The organism is Aquisphaera insulae, assembly GCF_011064615.1.
In the GTDB taxonomy this organism is placed as follows: domain Bacteria; phylum Planctomycetota; class Planctomycetia; order Isosphaerales; family Isosphaeraceae; genus Aquisphaera; species Aquisphaera insulae.
In genome coordinates, this window is sequence record NZ_JAALJH010000095.1 from 12,348 (window position 1) to 31,482 (window position 19,135).

Here is a 19,135-nt window from a genome sequence, read left to right on the forward strand (position 1 = left end):
GGATCTTGATGTTTTTCGGTTCTTCTCTTCCCCCCGTCTTCTCTGTGTCCTCTGTGCCTCGGTGGTTGGTTCGTATTGCATTTCTCCTTTGTCTGCGGCGGCCGTGAGGGGATGGACGATGGGTGAGCTTTCCTTGCCGACGATCCGGATTGCCGGGGGGCGCGTGATCGACCCGGTGGACTCGCGTGACGAGATCGGCGACGTCTGGGTGGGACGGGGGCAGATCCTCCCGTCCGGGGCGGCGTCGGACGAGGCCGAGGTGGTCATCGACGCTCGCGGCCTGATCGTCTGCCCGGGGCTGATCGACGTGCACGTCCACCTCCGGGAGCCGGGGAACGAGGAGGATGAGACGATCGCCACGGGGGCCGCCGCGGCGCTGGCCGGCGGCGTGACGTCGGTCGCCTGCATGCCCAACACGATCCCGCCGATCGATACCCAGGCCGCGGCCGAGTTCGTGGTCCTCCAGGGACGGCGGGCGCGGCAGGCCAATGTCTACCCCGTCGGCGCCGTGAGCAAGGGACGGAAGGGGGAGGAGCTCGCCGGCCTCGGCCAGCTCGTCGCGGGGGGGGCCGTCGCCTTCACGGACGACGGGGCGCCGGTCGCGTCCGCGGCCCTGATGCGGCGGGCGCTCGAATACTCGAAGATGTTCGACCGGGTGATCATGCAGCACTGCCAGGTGCCCGAGCTCACCGTCGGCGGCGTGATGAACGAGGGGTTCGAGTCCATGCGGCTGGGCCTCGGCGGCATGCCGGCGGCGGCCGAGGACATCATGGTCGCCCGCGACATTCGCCTGGCGGAGATCACCGGCGGCCGGCTCCACATCCAGCACATCTCCACCGAGCGCTCGGTCGAGCTCGTCCGCGAGGGCAAGCGGCGCGGGGTGAAGGTCACGGCCGAGGCCTGCCCGCACCATTTCTGCATGACCGACGAGAAGCTCCGGACCTTCGATTCGAACTACAAGATGAACCCTCCGTTGCGGACGGCCCGCGACGTCGAGGCGGTCATCGGGGGGCTGAAGGACGGCACGATCGACATCCTCGCGACCGACCACGCCCCGCACGCCCCCGAGAAGAAGATGCGCGAGCTCGATATCGCCCCCTTCGGCATCATCGGCCTGGAGACCCTCGTGCCGATCACCGTGACGAAGCTGGTCGAGCCCGGCCACCTCTCCTGGCCGCAGATGATCCGATACCTGACCATCAACCCGGCGAACCTGCTGGGCATCCCCAAGGGGACGCTCCGCCCCGGCGCCGATGCCGACATCACGATCCTCGACCCGTCCACCACCTGGACGATCGACGCCGGCCGGCTCCGCTCGCGGAGCCGCAACTGCCCGTTCGACGGCTGGGAGGTGAAGGGCCGGGCCCACACCGTGATCGTCGGTGGCGAGGTCCGCTACACCCTGGGCGGGATCGTCCAGGAGGCCGCGGCCCCGGCCTGAGGCTTCGATCGGCTTCCGATCCACGCTTGATAATAGGCCCCCCGTCCCTGGGATTCCTTCGGGAGTACCTCTTCACGCAACGACCGAGTCGCGGACCTTCGCTCCCGCCCATCCCATGCCCTGGCTCATCGACGGTTACAACCTGATGCACGCCTCGGGGGCGGTCGGGAACAAGGAGGTGACGCGGACCGCATTCCAGCAGCGTCGTCGTCGCTTCCTGAACGACCTGTCCGAGGCGATGGGCCCGGCGCGGGCTCGCGACACGACCGTCGTCTTCGACGCCAATTCGCCCCCCGCCGACTTCGGCCTGGAGTCGACCTACAAGGGCCTGCACGTCCTCTTCGCCCTCGGGGACGAGAGCGCCGACGCCCGGATCGAGCAGATCCTGAACGCTCACCCCGTGCCGAAATCGCTCACCGTCGTCTCGTCCGACCGAGCCGTCCGACGGGCCGCAACCCGGCGCAAGGCCGTGGCGATCAAGGCCGAGGACTTCCTCGATCAGCTCGACCGGATGCGGGCCGAGAACCGGCGAGACGCAAGGACCGACACGGCGGGCGGGGGCGTGTCGCAGGCTCGAAACGGAGCGACCCGAGACGCCACGCCCTCGCCCGAGGAGGCCGCCTTCTGGCTCGCGGAGTTCGCCGGCATCGAGGAACAGACCGGCCTCGTCAACGAGCCGGACGCCTCGGCGCCGATGCTCACCGACGCCGACATCGAGCGGATCCGGCGGGAGGTCGAACGCGAGCCCTGAGCCCGTCGGGCGGGACGGCGAGGCGCCCGCCGAGCCCCGGGCGAGCCGCTGGGCCACGAACAGGGCCATCGAACCCGCCCGCACGCATTGTATCGCCATGGCCGCGCCGCTATCCTGCGCCCGTGAGGGTGAGGGGTCTCCCTCGCACGGGAAAACACATCAGCCGGGGCTCATCGAATGGATCGGGAACACGGGCGAGACTCGAGACGGATCGGAGGTCGGGGCATCCTCGTGGCCGCGATGACCGTCGGCCTTGCCATCCTGGTGGGAGACGCCCGCGGGCAGATCCGCCGACCGACTCGGCCGAATCGACCGGGGATGAATCGGGGCGTCCCTCCGCGGAACAATAACAACGCGGCGGGAGGCGCTCTGCCAAATCCGAACGCACCAAACGCGCTCGGCGGGACGGACAACGCGACCGCCCCGGCCGACTCCGGGGTGGTGAAGAACATCGCGGACCCGAACGCCCCGGCCCCGGAGCTCTGGAAGGTCAAGCCGGACCCGGCACCGAGCCAACCGGCGGACATCGCCCCCGACGTGGTCCTCCACGTCCCCCCCAGCTTCTTCGGCGGCGACGTCACGTTCCCCACGGCGCCCAGCTCGTGCGTCGCGGTCGGCCGGAACGGCGACGCCAACGACGTCCGCGAGGTCTGGGACCTCGCCGCCAAGAAGCGGATCGGAGCCATCCGAGGGTCGGTCAAGCTCGAGAAACCCCTGGCCCTCAGCCCCGACGGCGGACTCCTCGCCGGGCGGAGCGACCGCGTGATCGCCGTCTTCGACGTCAAGACCGGCCGCCCCGTGGCCCAGCTCGAGGCCGAGGGACATTCGGTGAAGTACCTGGATTTCGCCGGCCCGGGCCAGCTCGTGACGGGCGATCCGGGCGACCGCCGATTCCAGGTCTGGGACCTGAAGACGCAGAAATCCGACCTGGACATCGCCCCACGCGACCGGGGCGAGGAGCACGCCATCGCCCTCAGCCCCGGCCGCCGCTTCCTGGCCATGGTCTCCAAGGACAACCTCCTGGTCTACGACCTGGAGACGGGACGCAAGGCGGGCGAGACCAAGGTCCCCAAGCACAAGAACAACTTCTTCGAGCTCAACTGCAAGGGCCTGGCCTTCTCGCCCGACGGCGCCGAGCTCGCCGGCGTCTTCGAGTCGTTCGGCACCCACCTGCTTTGCTGGGACGTCGCCACGGGCAAGCTCACGCACCAGTTCCCGTACGACGAGAAGAGCAACGTGAAGCAAACCCTCGGCGCCGAGACCGGCTCGATCCAGTGGCTCGCCGATCGGGCCGGCTGGCTCGTCTTCGGCGCGATCGTCCTGGATCACCAGTCCGGCCAGCGGATCTTCACCATCCCCAACGACACGCCCAACGCGGACAAGCACGAGCGGCGGATCGTCGGCAAGAACATCGTCATGATCACCATCGGCGACGGCCAGAAGCGGGTCGTCGGCGGCTTCGCGCTGCCGACCGAGACCCTGGCGAAGGCCTCGAAGATCATCGAGCAAGGCGGCAGCGCGGCCGACGCCGCCCTACCGGCCCTCACCGCCGCCGACCTCTCCGGCGCGAGGCAAGTTGCGGGAGGTGCCGCCGCCGGGGCCTGGTCCGTGAAGCCCGACGCCGCCCCCGCCGGGCGGACGGTCAACAGCCCCATCCCCACCCAGACCCAGGCGATGGAGGCGGCCGGATTGCTCTTCTCCGGACCGGCGGGACACACGCTCGCGCTCGTGACCATCGCGGGGGGCGGAAACCCGTTCGACCCCAGCAAGGACGAGGGCAAGGCCCGCCGCCTGCTCCGCTTTGACAGCGCTTCCGGCAGGTCCCTGGGCCGGATCGAGCTGAGCCCGTCCGTCGATCCGATGGCCCTCAGCCCCGACGGCGCCCGCGTGCTCACTCTGGACGCGGCTCGCCGCCGGGTGGACGTCTTCTCCGCCGCCGACGCGAGCCACGTGGCCGGCTTCCGACCCTACGACAAGGAAGCCTCGGACGGCGACAAGGGCATCCTCTTCGCCGCTTTCGTCGACGCGGACAAGGTCCTGACGTCGAGCCGCGGCGGCAAGGTGGTGCTCTGGTCCCTGCCCTCATGCAAGGCCGTCTACGTCGCCGATCACGCGAGCGACGGCCCGCCGGTCCTCAGCCCCGGCCGATCCCTGCTGGCCTGCTACCGGGGGGGACGGTTCCAGATCCTCGACGCGGCGACCGGCGCGACGAGGGGCGTGACCCAGCCGGCGAGCGCCTCCGCCGGCCGATCAGACCTGACCGGGGCCGCCTTCCAGGCCGACGGCGCCGGGCTCGTCGCGCTGATCGGCGGCCAGCAACTGGTCCGCTGGGACCTTGGCAGCGGCAAGGTGACGGCGGATTTCCCGATCGCGATGACGATCAACCCGATGCCCGGCTCGCATCACGCCCTGATCGAGTCGTGCGGGCCGGACAACGTGCTGCTGGACGGCCGGATCCTGGTGGCCCTGGACAAGCAGTCGCACATCTGGTCCTACTTCGGCCCGAACGTCTCCGCGGGCGGCCCGGACGGACGTCACTGGTTCGTCCAGGGCGTCATGAACCAGAACGCAATGATCTCGGCGGTGGCCCTCCCGGAGGCGTCGGCCAACCGCGTCGTGGCGATGGTCGGCGACCCGTCCGTGAAGGCGGCGCTCCGGGTGGGGATGACGGTCTCGCCGGTCCTCGAGCTGGCCGGCCCCCCCGACCGGAACGCCGAGTTCCGGAAGGAGCTGGCCGACGGCCTGACGGCCAAGCTGCGAGCCAACGCGATGACCGTGGGGCAGGGGGGCCCGCCGTCGATCGTCGTCCACGTCGAGGAGCGGAACACCGGGAAATCGGTCGATTACCGGGACTTCGGCGACAGCCATTTCTCCCGGCCGAGGGGCTCGATCGCGATCACCGAGCTCGTCTGCGACGTCTTCTTCGACGACGGCCAGGGCCGCATCCCCCTGGCACCCCAGCAGAAGGTCGGGCTGATGCAGGGGTTCCGGATGGTCTATCGCATCAGCCCGAATGAGACCCTGGAATCGCACCTGAAGAACGGGCAGTGGGCGGGCGTGAAGAACTTCGTCTCCGGCATCGGGCTCCCCTACTTCGTCTCCCGCCAGGCCGGTGGCGCGGCGATGCTCCCCGGGACGACGGACCTCAATGCCGTACGCTGATCGATTCCACCGCGGTGAGGCGGCCCGCCGATGGGCCGTCTCCGGACTCTCCTGCGCCATCCTGGCGGTGCTCTCGGCGGCCCGCTCGCGGGCCGAGGCTCCGTCCCCCCGCGACGTCCTCGCGACCGCGACGGCCCGCTGGGACATGGCCTCCGGGGCCTCCGCGTCGAAGCCCGCGCCGGCCCTTGAGCTTCGCGGCGCGGTCGAGCTCGGGGAGACGCTCGCCGGCGAGGACCGCGAGGCCTCGATCCGTCACGGCGGCGACGGCCGGATCGCGACCTTTCGGGGCGGCTACCTCGTCGCCGCCGGCGACAACGCGGCCTTCCCCCGGATCGACGGCAAGTTCATGACCCTCTGCATCCGCCTCCGGGATCCGTCCGGGAAATGGGATGCCCCGGTGCTCGGTCGCCTGGCCCCGGACGAGGCGGACACCGACCTCCTTCGCGGCGACGACGCCCGGGGATTGGCCCTCGGCGAGCGCGAACGCGCGAGGCTCAAGGAAGGCCGCGCCCTGACCTACACCTGGCGGACGGCCCCGGGCCGCGACCACGTCCGCGAGGGGATCTACCAGACCACGGAAAAGTTCCGCCTCGATCTCCCGACCTATCGCGAAGGAGTCCTGCGGATCTCGGCGCCGTTCGACCTGGCCGGCCCGCGTGACTGGCACGACGTCATCGTCCGCTTCCGCGACGCCAACCTCGAGCTTTTCGTCGACGGCGTGCTCGTGGACGAGGAATGGCCCCACGGCTCGCTCCGCGACCTGAAGGGGCCGCTGCTCGTCGGTGCCGCGAAGAAGGGCGGGACGCTCGTCTCCGGGTTCCAGGGCCAGGTCGATCACGTCGCACTCTGGGATCGTGCACTGACCGACGCCGAGGTGACCGCGCTGAGCGGAGGCGCCGCGGCGGTCGCGGCCCGTGATCGAGAGATCCTCGGCCCGGAGCAGGAGACGGTGCAGTACTGGCGGCCTCGCGGCTACAACGCGTACGTCGGCGACTGCATGCCGTTCTTCCACGACGGCACGTTCCACTTCTACTACCTGTTCGACCGTCGCCACCACAACAGTAAGTGGATGATGGGGGCGCATCAGTTCGGCCACGCCTCGACCCGCGACCTGGTCCACTGGGACCTCCACCCGCTCGCGCTGCCGATCACGGAGCAGGTCGAGCCGTCGCTCGGTACAGGCCTCTGCGTCTTCCACGACGGCACCTACCACATGTACTACATCCCCCACTACCGCCGCGGCTACTTCCGAGACAGCCCGTTCCAGGGCGATGACGTCCGGGTGGCGACGAGCAAGGACGGAATCCACTTCGCCAAGCGTCCCGGCCCCGCGGTCCCGTTCGAGTACCCGACCGGTGGCGACGTCAATCCGAACGTCTTCCCGGCCTCGGATCCGAGCCGGTATTTCCTGACCGTCGGCGGCAAGTTCTTCGCGTCGAGCAACCTCCTCGACTGGAAGCCGACCGCCGAGCTCACGACCCGCGAGATCCCCGACTGGTCCTGTGCCACCGAGTTCGAGTGGAACGGCTGGCACTATTACACGGCCTGGCAGGACGTCCGCAAGACGCGCGGCCCGGTGGAGAAACCCGGCTGGCAGAACGCGAGGAACCTGGGCGACCACCTGTTCTGTCCCCAGGTGGCCCCGTTCACGGGGAATCGCCGCCTTCTCGTGGGCTTCGTCGACGACGGCGCCTACGGCAGCGACGCCGTCATCCGCGAGCTCGTCCAGCTCCCCGACGGCGACCTCGGCACGCGCTGGGTCGAGGAGATGATCCCCGCGGCCGGGGCTCCCGTCCCGTGTCGGGTGGAGGGGTACCCCGGGAAGGACGATCGGTCCGACTCCACGGGGATTGTGAAGGATCGCGCCGCGAAGCTCTCCGCGCTGCCGCGGAATGTCCGGCTTTCCGCAACGATGCGTCCCGATGCGGGCGTCCGGTCTTACGGCCTTGTGGTCCGGTCGGCGGGAGGGCGCGACAACGGGATGGAGATTCGATTCGTGCCGGCCGAGGGCCTGGTCCGCTTCGAGCCGCTCGGCGTGACCATCCCGAAGCCCATGCTCCGCGACGGCCATCGCGAGCGCGGCGGCCTGGAAGACCTGGCCCGCGGGATGAAGCTCGAGCTGCTCCTGAAGGACGATCTCCTGGACGTCTGCGTCGACGGCCGACGGACGTTCATCGTCCGCGTTCCTCCGCGTGGGGAGACCATTCACGTCTTCAGCGAGGGCGGTTCACTCGCGGTGAATGACCTGACCGTGCGGCCGCTGAGTGGTCGATGATCGAGCCAGGGGAGGGGCTCGCCGAGCCCTGCGTTCGTCCCAGACCGCTCCACGGACGTTGGGCCCTGGGGGACATAGCAACAGGGCCCTGGGGGACATAGCGATAGACACCGGAGATCCAGATAGGGCCCTGGGAGACATGGCTATGGGCCCCGGAGACCCAGGCAAGATGGGCGGGTCGGATGTGCTCTCGTCGATCCTTTACCCGGATGCCAGATAGTGCTATCTTGCATAGAAGGGATCTGTCGCTTCGTGCGAGCCTGGGCACCATCGAGCTAAGGTCGCGAGTGGGGCTCGACTGCGCTACGACCGATCCTCGCCCCTTCTCCGGTCGATGAGGGAAGCTTCGATGGCTACCGAGATCGACGCCTTCTCCGTGGAAACTCAGGCCGCCCGGGCGTCTCTATCCCCTCCGAATCCAGAATCGAAGGGACGCGATGACACCATGGAAATGGAAGCGGGGCTTGATCGAGACCGAGCCGAACGTGCCCGGACGATGTCGAGGCTCCTCGCCGGGCGAGACGCTGCGAGGGTGAATCGAGCCATCGAGGCGTACCGGCGCGATCTCCCGCGGCTGCTCAGTATGCATCGAGAACGGCACGTCGTGGCCTACGATGGCGACCGCCTGGTGGCGATTGCCCCGACGCGAAATGAACTGATGCAGCGGTTGCGCGACGCGGGACACGTCGAGACGCACGCACTGTTCTTCAAGATCGTCAGGTCGCTCGATGCCCATGATCATGCCGAGCACTTCGATCACTCCCATCCCTGACTTCCGAGACGGTCTCCGCTTCCGTGAAATCGCTACTCCGCGGCCCCGTCTTCCCGGATCCGAAGATCACCGTCATATCACTTGCGGGCAAGGGCCTGGAACGCGTGGACGTGAAGCACCCCAAGATCCTCGTCGGGTTGAGCATCTCCTTGCCGGACGAGGATGTCTTATGACCCGAGCATCCATGTCTTTCCCGCCGTTCTGGATACCGGCTGCAATGCCTCGTTCCAGTTGGATACGAGGCATCTCTTCGCCTGGGCCGGCATGATCCCGACCCACCTTGACCTAATCCACCGCCGTGACCGACCGTCCCAACGGAGTTTTGAGGTTCGTCGCGGTCTCATCTGGCTCCATCGGAATCTGTATGCTGGCCCACGGTTCCAGGGCCGGCTCCTGCCATACCCATTGAACGACACGGACGAGATCCTGGTCATGGACACGAGCACGACTGATCCCGACCCTCGATTCCCGCTCCTGGGCCTCGACGCTCTCGTCGACAACGGACTCATTCTATCAGCCAACGGGGCTTCGTCGGAGTTTGAGCTGTTCACCTCATGAGGTGCTCAGGACGAAGAGTTCCTCAGTCGACGTCATCAGGCCTGGTTCTTAATCTCGGCTCCTCGATCAGGCCGACTCAGAGAGTTCGTTAGGTTACCGGCCAGGCTCGCGACGAGATCCGCTGTCAGCAGCGCGGCGGGCGGTAGCACGGGCAGTACGTAGCGGGGCCAGGGGAACGGGATCCAGGCGAGGACCGCACCGAGTGCGGTCCACCACCAGAGGACCAGCACCGTTCGCGGCGAGAATCGGCGAAGGCCGTTCCAGGTCGGCCAGAGCATCGCCAGCCCCAACACGAGTAAACCGGCGGGGTGCCCGCAGAGGATGGTGCCGATGGCGTGGGCTTTCTGCGATGGTGCGATCAGGTGATCCGGCAGGAAGCTGGCCTGAACCTCCTCCGTCCGGGCCGGCATGGCGAACAGGTCGACCAGACCGCTCCACGGATGGCCGTGCAACGTGGGATTGATCGCGACGAACACCAGGACGCCGACCGCCAGCGACAGCCCCAGGCACAGGGCGCCCCCCCGCGCGGGGTGCTCTCGTCCCCATATGCCGCGGCAGGCCGCGATCAGGCCGAGCTCGGCGGCGACCATCACGACGATCAGCGCGTTCATCTTGGTCCCGACCGCCAGGGCGAGCATCAGGCCCGTGATCAGGCTGACGAAGAGCATTCGTCGCAACCCGCTGGGTTCGCCGCGCATCGGCCCGACCAGCGCGATCAGCCCGAGCACGGCCAGGGCTGAGAAGGCGAGCGCGATCATGTCGAACAGGGCGTGGGTGTATGCCTCGATGGCAAGCCGGTGCGCGGCCAGGATCAGGCCCGCGGCCAGTCCGGTCATCGGTCCCCGGCACCGGGTCCCGATGGCCGCGACGACCGCCGCGCAGAGCATCCCGAAGCCCAGCACGACTCGCCGGGGCGGCCCGAGCTGGCCCGCCTGAAGGAAGGGATACCGCCCTTCGCGGACGGCTTGCCGTGCCTCCGGACTGAGTCGGCGGGAGACGGCTTCTCGCTCCGCCCGCGCCAGCCCGCTTCCCCAGGCCGTGGTGCCGGTGGGAAGGTGCCAGACCTCATGCCACGCGGCCAGCGGCTCGAACGACCGCACGGGGCGTCCCGCCATCCTCAGCGCGAGGCCGAAGAGGAACTTGCCCACGAAGGGGCTCTCGCGGGCCGGCAGCAACCGCCAGTCCGGGTGGCTTCGCTCCCCTCGCGCGAGCAGCTCGAAATAATAGGACGAGTTGACCCAGGCCGCCTCGTCCGGGTGAAGACCCGACCCCGCCGGGTTCCAGATCCCCGCAATGAACAGCACGGCCAGCGCCGGGAGGCTCACGACGATCCCGCGAGTGATCCCGATTCGAGGAGTTCCTACCACGGATGGCACGGATGACACGGATGGCGCCGATTGGTTCAGGGCCGCTGGGATCGAGACGCCGCCGGGGGCAGGTTCAATCCATGGCGTTTTCCCGCGATTGTCTCCATGATCGGGGGTTACGTCGAGGCGTTTCGCCGGCTCGGTCGCACGGATTGTCCGGTCATCGCGGTGATCTTCGAGGACCGTTCGCCGGGTCCCGGCATGGTCCGGAGGGCGGGTGACTCCTGGAATCAATGGGGCGTGCGCGGTACAACGTGAGGCATGCGTCGGGCACCCGCCGACCACGGCGAGCGTGGCTCGATCGTTTCTTTTGTATCAGGTCCGCACCATCATGAAGGTCCACGAATACCAGGCGAAGGAGCTGCTCCAGAAGGCCGGCGTCGCCGTGCCGGCCGGGGTCGTCGTGACGACGCCCGCGGAGGCCGCGAAGGCGTATGAGACGCTCGGCGGAGGCCTCATCGTCGTGAAGGCCCAGGTCCACGCCGGTGGCCGCGGCAAGGGAGTCGCGGTGGGGCCGGAGGTCGACCGGGCGGAAGCCCTGGCGATCGCCTCCGGGCACAAGCCTCGCCCCGACGGCATGGCCAAGGGCGTGCAGCTCGTGAAGTCCGCGGCCGAGGCCGAGAAGGCCGCCGCCAGCATGCTCGGCAAGACGCTGGTTACCTACCAGACCGGCGCCGAGGGGCAGAAGATCGCCAAGGTCCTGGTAACCGTCGGCCATGACATCGCCAGGGAGCTCTACCTGGGCCTGGCCGTCGATCGGAACCTGAAGTGCCCGGTCCTGATGGCCTCCACCGAGGGGGGCGTCGAGATCGAGACCGTCGCCGCCAAGACGCCGGAGAAGATCCATCGCGAGCCCATCGACGTCGGCCTGGGCCTGGCAGACTTCCAGGCCCGCAAGGTCTGCGCGGCGCTCGGCCTCAAGGGAGAGACGGCGAAGAAGGGGGCCGTCTTCCTCAAGAACTTCGTCAAGCTCTTCCTCGACAAGGACGCCTCGCTGGCGGAGATCAACCCGCTGATCGTCACCGATGCCGGCGACGTGCTGGCGCTCGACTGCAAGATCAACTTCGACGACAACGCCATGTTCCGCCACAAGGACGTGGCCGGGATGCTCGACGAGGCCGAGGAGGATCCCTCGGAGCTGCGGGCGTCGCGGACCGGCCTCTCGTACGTGAGCCTGGACGGCGACATCGCCTGCCTGGTCAACGGCGCCGGGCTCGCGATGAGCACCATGGACCTGATCAAGTATCACGGCGGCGAGCCCGCCAACTTCCTGGACGTCGGCGGCGGGGCGGACAAGAACCAGGTGCTGGAGGGCTTCCGGATCCTGCTCTCCTCCGACCGCGTCCGCGCCGTGCTCGTGAACATCTTCGGCGGGATCATGAAGTGCGACATCATCGCCGCGGCCTTGCTGGCGGCGTACGACGAGATCGACTTCCGGGTGCCGCTGGTCGTCCGCCTCGAGGGGACCAACGCCGAGCTCGGGCGATCCATGCTGGACAAGTCCGGCCGCAAGATCATCACCGCCGACGGCCTGACCGATGCCGCCCGCAAGGTCGTCGCCGCCGCCAGGGGCTCCGCCGCCTGAGGGCCCGCAACGCCGCGCATCCGAGAGATCCAGACACCAGGCCCGGCCCTCGACCATCGTCGACACCGAGCGGACCGGCGACCGATAGCGGGAAGCGAATCATGAGTATTCTGGTCAACAAGAAGACCCGGCTGATCTGCCAGGGGATCACCGGCAAGGCGGGCGCCTTCCACTCCGAGCAGTGCAAGGCGTACGGCACCAACCTCGTCGGCGGGGTCACCCCCGGCCGCGGCGGCGAGACGGCCCTGGGCGTGCCGGTCTTCGACACCTGCGAGGCCGCGGTGAAGGCCACCGGTGCCGACGCGACCATGATCTTCGTCCCCGCGCCTGGCGCGGCCGACGCGATCATGGAGGCGGCCGAGGCCGGCATCAAGGTCATCATCGCGATCACCGAGGGGACGCCCGTGATCGACATGGCCAGGGCGGTGGCCTACCTGAAGGCCCATCATCCGCAGGCCCGCCTGATCGGGCCCAACTGCCCCGGCGTCATCACGCCGGGCGAGTGCAAGATCGGCATCATGCCCGGCTATATCCACAAGCCGGGCCGCGTGGGACTGGTCAGCCGGTCCGGCACGCTGACGTATGAAGGCGTCTGGCAGCTCACGAGCCTCGGCATCGGCCAGAGCACCTGCGTCGGCATCGGCGGCGACCCGGTCAACGGGACGAGCTTCTCCGACGTCCTGATGATGTTCCAGGACGACCCCGACACCGACGCCGTCCTGATGATGGGCGAGATCGGCGGCAACGCGGAGGAGCAGGCCGCGGCGCTCAAGGCCGAGGGCAAGTTCACCAAGCCGATGGCGGCGTTCATCGCCGGCCAGACCGCGCCCGCGGGCAAGCGGATGGGCCACGCCGGCGCGATCATCTCCGGCGGCTCCGGCAAGGCCGAGGACAAGATCGCCGCCCTGGAGAAGGCCGGCATCCGGGTGGCCAAGAGCCCCGCGGACATGGGCGTGACGCTCAAGGAAGCCCTCGAGGCGAGGTGATCGACCAGGCCGGAGCAGGGGGGCGTCTCGCCTTGACGCGAGCCGCCCCGCGTTCCCATCCTGGTGTCATGAGCGACCCAACCGCAGAGCCTGCCCCGCCGAATCCCTGGATCACAGTCTCTCAGCGAACCGTCTATCAGAACCCGTGGATTCGCGTCCGCGAGGACCAGGTCCTTCGCCCCGACGGCCATCCCGGCATCTATGGCGTCGTCGAGTTCAGGAATCGGGCGGTCGGCGTCCTCCCCGTCGAGGAGGACGGCTCGATCTGGCTGGTGGGGCAGCATCGCTATCCGCTGAATCGCTACTCGTGGGAGATCCCCGAGGGCGGCTGTCCGGAGTCCGAATCGCCCGAGGAAACCGCGCGTCGCGAGCTCAAGGAGGAGACCGGCATCACCGCCGATTCGCTCGAGCCGATCGCCACGTCGCACCTGTCCAACTCGGTCTGCGACGAGATCGCGTATGTCTTCCGCGCGACCGGCCTGACGCACGGCGAGAGCATGCCGGAAGGGGTCGAGAAGCTCCAGGTGGTGCGGGTCCCGTGGGCACGCGCGTGGGAGCTGCTCCGCCGGGGCGAGATCACGGACTCGATGTCGGTGATCGCCCTCATGAGCGAGGCGATCCGGAGGCTCGAGGGAGGGAAGACGAGCTGAGACGCGGGCGGGATGAGGCGAGGCGGACGGGGAGGATGTGAGGAAGGACGCCCCGCTTCCCTGCGGGAGCGCATCGAGCCGAGCCTACTTTCTCGGCGGCGGGATCGATCCGATCGAGCGTCGATCAGTTCAGGTTGCCGGCCTTCGCCGGGCCGGAGGCGGCGCGCCAACCCTTGCCCGCGGGACGAGCGGCGGCGGTTCCGGCGGCATTCAGGGCCGTGGCCTTGCCGAGGATCGCGCTGAGGTCGAAGTAACGCCCCGGGCAGACGGTCTGCGTCGCGGCGACCTCGGCGTGGGTTTCGACCCGGGCGGAGTCGATCCGGTATCGGTCCTTGAGGTAGCCGACAAGGGCCCGGGCAGCCTCGATCTGGCGAGGTGTCGGGGGCTCCCGGTCGAGATTGCCGACCAGGCAGATGCCGATCCCGTACTCGTCGATCTCGGACTGCTTGGCATTGCGGCAGTGGACGCCGTGCTTCTGCTTCGCCCAGCGCTGGGCGATCTCGATCTGGCCGTCCGAGGAGCCCGTGCCGTTGCCGATCACGAAGTGGTAGCCGCAGCCGTCCGTCCCGAGGACCTTGCGGTGCTCCGCGTCGATGGTATCCAGGCTCCCGTCGTGGTTGGAGCTGTGGTGGAGGACGATGTACTGCCAGGGACGGTCGGCCTTGCCCGGATAGTAGAGGTCGTTCTCGCCGGCCTCGTCGAGGAACGAGCCGAGGGCCTCGCGCGTGCTGGCGCGACGGACCTTGCCGCCGGCGACCACGGTCGCGGAGGCGGCTCGCAGGCCGTCTCCGGATCCGTTGCGTTCGAGGGAGGCGCCCGCGGGGCCCTCGAGGGCCGGGCTGCGGCCGGACGGCGTGGTCGAGGAGGTCCCTCCCGCGGGGGGCTTCAGCCGCGTCGACTTCGAGCTACTCGGATAGGCGTTCAGGTCGGGGATGTCGCCGATCTCGGCCCTGGGGGCGGGCTCGGCCAGGTTGCTCTTCTTGGAGGTCGACACCGGCTCCGAGAGGGGCGGCACGGTCGACTCAACCGTGCCCGAGGGCGAGGACTCGTCGGGGTCGGACGACAGGATCCGCCCGGAGCCGGATGCGGCCGGCGAAGTCGAGGGCGTGATGATCACGCCGGAACGCGAGGAGGTCACTCCGCTCGATCCGCAGTTCGTGCAGGGCGCCGCGGCCGGGGCGATCGTTCGCGAGCTGAAGATCGGACGCATCGACTCGCGGCGGTGGCTGCACCCGGCGACGGCGGCGACCGCGATTCCGGCGATGATCAGGCGGGCCGCCATCCGCGGGCGCACCCCGATCGGGACCATGTCTTGAAGGGCCATTCCACGACTCCTCACCAGATTGGTTCTCTCTCCCGGCAACCAGGGCCGGGTCCTCACCTGAGTGTCAAACGCAAGCCCGATGCCGAACAGGACGCGGATCACTCGGGGGCCGGTTGCATTTTTCCCGACCTTCGGCTCAAGTCTACACCCCCTCCGGCCGAATGTCGGAAATGCGGTCGGAATTGTAAATTTTTCCCTCAAGTGGAGCGTGTTGGACTCCGCACTCCGCGCGGTAAGCTCGACCGGCTCGGGGCCCCGATCAGTGCGAAGCCATCCCCGTCGCGACCGCCACAGGCGGCCCACCGATGCGACGTCGGCCGCGACGATCGATGATGCGGAACCTGCCACTGCCCCGCCTCAGGGGCGGATACGAGGAGGATCGAGATGAAGCGACTCATGACCTGCGGAAGCGTCACCTGGCTGCTGATCGTGAACGCGGCGGCGGCTTCCTGGGCCCAGGAGACCAAGAAGGCCTTCGAGCTCAACTCGGCGCCGGGCGTGGGCCAGAAGTTCCTGGAGACCATGGCCGGCGACTGGACCGTGACGAAGGTCATCCACCGGGGCGACAATCCGATCAAGACGTCCGGAGAATGCCGCCAGTACATGGTCCAGGACGGGAGGTTCCTGCAGAGCGACTTCGTGTTCGGCGAGGGGGCGAAGAAATCGACGGGCACCGGGATCATCGGATTCGAGCCCGAGAACGGGAAGTTCACGAGCTTCTGGTTCGACTCCCATCAGACCCGAGTCTCCGCGCGCAGGAGCCGCGAGCCATTCGACGGGACGAAGATCGTCCTCTTCAGCCTGAATCTGGACCCCGACCAGAAGGAGACCCGGCGCACTAGAACCGAGAGCCGCCTGGAGGACGAAGGCCGCACCCTCATCCATCGCCAGTTCATCCTGGGCGAGCCCGGACAGGAGCGGCTCGTGATGGAGCTGATCATGAAGCGAAAGCCCCGAGGCACTTCGAATTGATCCGACCGGGATCCCGCCCTCGACACGGAACATCAGGTAGACTCTTCCTGACCAGAAACATCCGCGGTATACTTGTTGGTTGCGTGGATGTGTGGTTGATGTGCTCGGTGTCGGTTTCTTGCACAGTGGGGCATCCCAATGAGTCCGAGATCGAGGGGCTTACGGTTCGAGCATCGGGCGTTCACCCTGATCGAGCTGCTGGTGGTGATCGCGATCATCGCCGTGCTGATCGCCCTCCTGCTGCCGGCGGTCCAGTCGGCGCGGGAGGCCGCCCGGCGGATCCAGTGTACGAACAACCTGAAGCAATTGGGGTTAGGGATCCACAACTACGAGAGCATCGCCGGCACGCTGCCGATCGGGGGTGTGATCGACACGAGGCCGACGGCCTTCGCGGCGTGGGTCGGGTGGAGCGTCCATTCCCGCCTGCTGCCGCTGATGGAGCAGGGGCCCATGTTCAACTCGATCAACTTCACCCTCCCTTACAGCCGGGCGGACAATTACACCGTGGCGTCCGCCACGGTCTCCAGTCTCATCTGCCCGAGCGAGAAGGACACCGAGCCGACCCCCGCCAGCTCGTTCTTCAATGCCCCCAAGGCGGTGACGAATTACGGTGTTAACCTGGGCGACTGGTACGTGTTCAATCCCGGGGGCCCGCAGACGCGTGGGGTCTTCTCGCCGAACCTGAGCCGGCGGTTCGCGAGCTTCACCGACGGGCTCTCGAACACGGTCCTGATCGCCGAGGTCAAGGTCCGGAATCCGGAATACAATTGCGTCCCGGGCCTGGCGAATATCAACAATCCCGTGAGCGTCCCCGATCCCACGGCGGATCCTTACGTCGTCGCGCCGGAATACGGGGGCAGTTGCGGGGCGGTCGGGCAGGCGCATACGGCCTGGGTGGACGGCAATGCCCAGGAGACCGGGATGACCCACGCGTGGCCTCCCAACAAGGTGATCATGGGGAAGAAGGGTGAAGGGGACCTGGACCTTCAAGGGACCCCGTTCTTCCGCGGCGGCGCCAACGCCACCTTCGCGGCCATCACGTCCCGGAGTTACCACCCCGGCGGCGTGAACGCACTCCTCGGCGACGGCAGCGTCCGCTTCATCAAGTCCTCGATCGCCGGGACCGTCTGGCGCGGGCTGGGCACGGTGTCCGGTGGTGAGGTCATCAGCGCGGACGCGTTCTGACCCGACGCCCCACCGAGTCGACGAGACGTTCCGGACCCCGGATCACAGGGAGCCGCGCCAAGGACTTTGGCGCGGCTCCGTTCTTTCGCAAGGGAATCAAGGCCCGAACCTCTCCTTACGCTTACGTCCCCGGTTGATCCGAGCTCCGGGGCGTCGGGAGGATCGCCGTTCGACGTCGAGACGGTCGCACTTCGATCTGGTAGGATGGCATGCCGCCGCGAGGCCGCGATGAGGGTCATCCGGCGGATCTGCGACGGCATGCCATGACCCTCGAAATGGCCGTCCAAGCGCGCTATCCACACCACCCTCCACCCGGTGGGCGGCTGCCCATCCCGCTCCGCGGTGACGGCGAAATTACTGCAATGTCCGCGATTGCGGCGGACGCGAGAGACCGACCGATCCCCGCGTAGCAAGGGCATTCATGCGTCGAACGACGCAAAGCGTTGTTTTGCTAGGACTTGCGAAAGCGTTGCGACATGACCACGCAATAATTCGATAGGGTCTGAGGCTATCGAAAACGGTAGGCTGTCGGTAGTCGGCGAAGGGCGTCTCAAATGCGTCATGCCGTATCGCTTTTGGTCGGTCGCGTAGAAATGTCCCAGCGCTGGGACGGTTTTGCTGGCACGTATGAGGCCCGCTATGGTGATTGCTTTGCGGGCATCTGAGTTGTACAATACGGCTAGGTTGGCTGCCAATTTGGTAGCCATCAGGCCCCCTCCATGGAGACCACCCTTGGGTGGCATACGGGCAGCCTAGGGCCTCGCGATCGCGAGGTCGCTATAAGCCGGAAGGGATCCCTTGGCAGAGTAACGCACGCTTTGAACGAAGGGGTCATTCAACTAATAGCCGCTAGGCGGGTTGCCGTGGATGCAATGGGGCGGGGGGTCTTTACCCCTCGCCCCTCCTGTTTCTGGGGTCAGTCGACTCTCCTATAAAGGGCTTTTCCGCCCTTCCTGGCGTCACGCCAGTACCGATGGTCTACTGGGAACGCTGACAGAAAAACCACCTTCGCTCCCTCTGGCTGAACGGTTACGTAGAAGAACTCGGTCGTGCGAGCCTCCGGCACATCTGGTTCAACCGTCAGCAGATACGCCTGATTCCTGCTGCTGCGAAACTGGTGATTGGGCCGAATCTCGTCCGGATCCCGCAGGGCAACCTCTATCCACCCGATCCGCTCTGCCCGATCTGCCTGCCAGGACGCCTCGACGCTTACATAGCCAGCCTCGTGCGGTCTCGGTTTCAAGCAGATGTGTGCGTAGGCGTATGGAGGGAATTCCACTTCCCTGCCGAGAGGATCCACGATGGGCTTGCCCAGGCAGGTTCGCCGGAAAAGCTCGATGTATTCGCCGTAAGCTGAGTGGTCGCCTAGCTTATGGAGAGGAAGTCGCTTTCCAGGCATCGTCGACCCATTGCACTTCCGATCCCTTTTAGATTGCTCTGTCTCCTTATGCTAGCACATAGGTTCGTGAAAGACACCAAGCAGACACCGACGTTCCCATGGGCGTCGATACCGTCAATGCCCATGGCTGGCCCGTGGTGGCGTCCGGGGCTTCAGGACGTGGATCGGATGTCGAGGGGCCGGGAGCCTTCGGGCAGGCCGCATGATTCGTTCTGGCCTGGTCAGGACTCGTCGTGCGTGGTTGCCACGGGCTCCAGGGACACGAGATCGGCCCCGGTGCGGTTGCACTCCCGCAGGGCGTGCTCGACCGCATCGGCCCGGTCTGGATAGCTGGCGATCGGCTCGACCGCCCCGGACTCGTCCACGGCTACCACCTGCCAGGCATCGTCGGCCTGGCGAATCGCGATCTGCACGGCGGAACCTCACTGATCTGATGGTTCGGGGAACCGGCTCCCGTGCACTGTTGACCTGCATGGACCTGGCTGACCGGTGGAGCATGTCCGCCCAGCAGGTCGAGCGGACCGTCCGGGACCTCGGCGTCCCGTTCATCGAGCTGAGGAGACGCAAGTTACGTAACCGTCCGGCCAACCGCATCTTGAAGTGATGACGCGGCATTTGGTAACGAGGGAGCATTCGCAGGGCAAGGTGGCCGGACTTCCGGCGGAGCCGTGCAGGGGGGGCACGACGCGGCGGGGACCGCGAGGGGCA

The 19,135-nt window shown here is 67.6% G+C and carries 15 protein-coding genes; 10 read left to right on the plus strand and 5 right to left on the minus strand.

Translation table 11 applies throughout. The annotated features are described in order from the left end of the window. Positions 1-118 precede the first annotated feature (118 nt). From G6O54_RS31150 to G6O54_RS31165, 4 genes are all read left to right on the plus strand, one after another. On the plus strand, positions 119-1,441 hold the full coding sequence (locus tag G6O54_RS31150; protein ID WP_250847177.1) for a dihydroorotase: 1,323 nt from the start codon (positions 119-121) through the stop codon (positions 1,439-1,441). A gap of 115 nt (positions 1,442-1,556) precedes the next feature. Then, on the plus strand, positions 1,557-2,192 hold the full coding sequence (locus tag G6O54_RS31155; RefSeq protein ID WP_165232694.1) for an NYN domain-containing protein: 636 nt from the start codon (positions 1,557-1,559) through the stop codon (positions 2,190-2,192). Between the two features lie 231 nt (positions 2,193-2,423). Continuing rightward, positions 2,424-5,354: a WD40 repeat domain-containing protein gene (locus G6O54_RS31160; RefSeq protein WP_165232696.1), complete on the plus strand. Its 2,931-nt coding sequence runs from the start codon at positions 2,424-2,426 to the stop codon at positions 5,352-5,354. Continuing rightward, a complete protein-coding gene (locus G6O54_RS31165) occupies positions 5,341-7,629 on the plus strand; it encodes a LamG-like jellyroll fold domain-containing protein (protein ID WP_165232699.1) in 2,289 nt (762 codons plus the stop codon). The genes G6O54_RS31160 and G6O54_RS31165 overlap by 14 nt, the downstream gene beginning before the upstream one ends. Before the next feature lie 403 nt (positions 7,630-8,032). On the opposite strand, the gene G6O54_RS31170 is transcribed toward G6O54_RS31165, so the two are convergent. Further along, positions 8,033-8,395 carry a hypothetical protein gene (locus G6O54_RS31170; RefSeq protein ID WP_165232702.1) on the minus strand — a complete coding sequence of 121 codons (363 nt, stop codon included), beginning with the start codon at positions 8,393-8,395 and terminating at the stop codon, positions 8,033-8,035. 29 nt (positions 8,396-8,424) lie between these two features. Here G6O54_RS31170 and G6O54_RS31175 point away from each other — a divergent pair, with 29 nt between their 5' ends. Beyond that, positions 8,425-8,574, plus strand: coding sequence for a hypothetical protein (locus G6O54_RS31175; protein WP_165232705.1), 150 nt, complete (start codon positions 8,425-8,427; stop codon positions 8,572-8,574). 420 nt (positions 8,575-8,994) lie between these two features. Here G6O54_RS31175 and G6O54_RS31180 read toward each other — a convergent pair whose 3' ends face one another. Then, a complete protein-coding gene (locus G6O54_RS31180) occupies positions 8,995-10,284 on the minus strand; it encodes a phospholipid carrier-dependent glycosyltransferase (protein WP_165232708.1) in 1,290 nt (429 codons plus the stop codon). Positions 10,285-10,657: 373 nt separating this feature from the next. Between G6O54_RS31180 and sucC the strand changes: the two genes are divergently transcribed. The 3 genes from sucC (at position 10,658) to G6O54_RS31195 (ending at position 13,547) form a co-directional block, all read left to right on the plus strand. After that, entirely contained in the window at positions 10,658-11,911 is a 1,254-nt protein-coding gene (gene sucC / locus G6O54_RS31185) for an ADP-forming succinate--CoA ligase subunit beta (protein WP_165232732.1), read from the plus strand. 101 nt (positions 11,912-12,012) lie between these two features. Then, a complete protein-coding gene (gene sucD / locus G6O54_RS31190; protein WP_165232711.1) occupies positions 12,013-12,897 on the plus strand; it encodes a succinate--CoA ligase subunit alpha in 885 nt (294 codons plus the stop codon). A 68-nt stretch (positions 12,898-12,965) separates the two neighbouring features. Beyond that, entirely contained in the window at positions 12,966-13,547 is a 582-nt protein-coding gene (locus G6O54_RS31195; protein ID WP_165232715.1) for an NUDIX domain-containing protein, read from the plus strand. A 124-nt stretch (positions 13,548-13,671) separates the two neighbouring features. On the opposite strand, the gene G6O54_RS31200 is transcribed toward G6O54_RS31195, so the two are convergent. Then, a complete protein-coding gene (locus tag G6O54_RS31200) occupies positions 13,672-14,871 on the minus strand; it encodes a peptidoglycan recognition protein family protein (RefSeq protein ID WP_165232717.1) in 1,200 nt (399 codons plus the stop codon). Between the two features lie 384 nt (positions 14,872-15,255). Here G6O54_RS31200 and G6O54_RS31205 point away from each other — a divergent pair, with 384 nt between their 5' ends. Both G6O54_RS31205 and G6O54_RS31210 read left to right on the plus strand, forming a co-directional pair. Then, positions 15,256-15,843, plus strand: coding sequence for a DUF1579 family protein (locus G6O54_RS31205; RefSeq protein ID WP_165232719.1), 588 nt, complete (start codon positions 15,256-15,258; stop codon positions 15,841-15,843). Between the two features lie 138 nt (positions 15,844-15,981). Further along, positions 15,982-17,028, plus strand: a complete 1,047-nt coding sequence (locus G6O54_RS31210; RefSeq protein WP_165232721.1) for a DUF1559 domain-containing protein — start codon at positions 15,982-15,984, stop codon at positions 17,026-17,028. 916 nt (positions 17,029-17,944) lie between these two features. Here the strand turns inward: G6O54_RS31210 and G6O54_RS31215 are convergent. Together G6O54_RS31215 and G6O54_RS31220 are read right to left on the minus strand one after the other, a co-directional pair. Then, positions 17,945-18,427: a hypothetical protein gene (locus G6O54_RS31215; protein WP_165232723.1), complete on the minus strand. Its 483-nt coding sequence runs from the start codon at positions 18,425-18,427 to the stop codon at positions 17,945-17,947. Positions 18,428-18,648: 221 nt separating this feature from the next. Beyond that, positions 18,649-18,840 (minus strand): hypothetical protein, encoded by a 192-nt coding sequence (locus tag G6O54_RS31220; RefSeq protein WP_165232725.1) that lies wholly within the window; start codon positions 18,838-18,840, stop codon positions 18,649-18,651. Positions 18,841-19,135 lie beyond the last annotated feature (295 nt).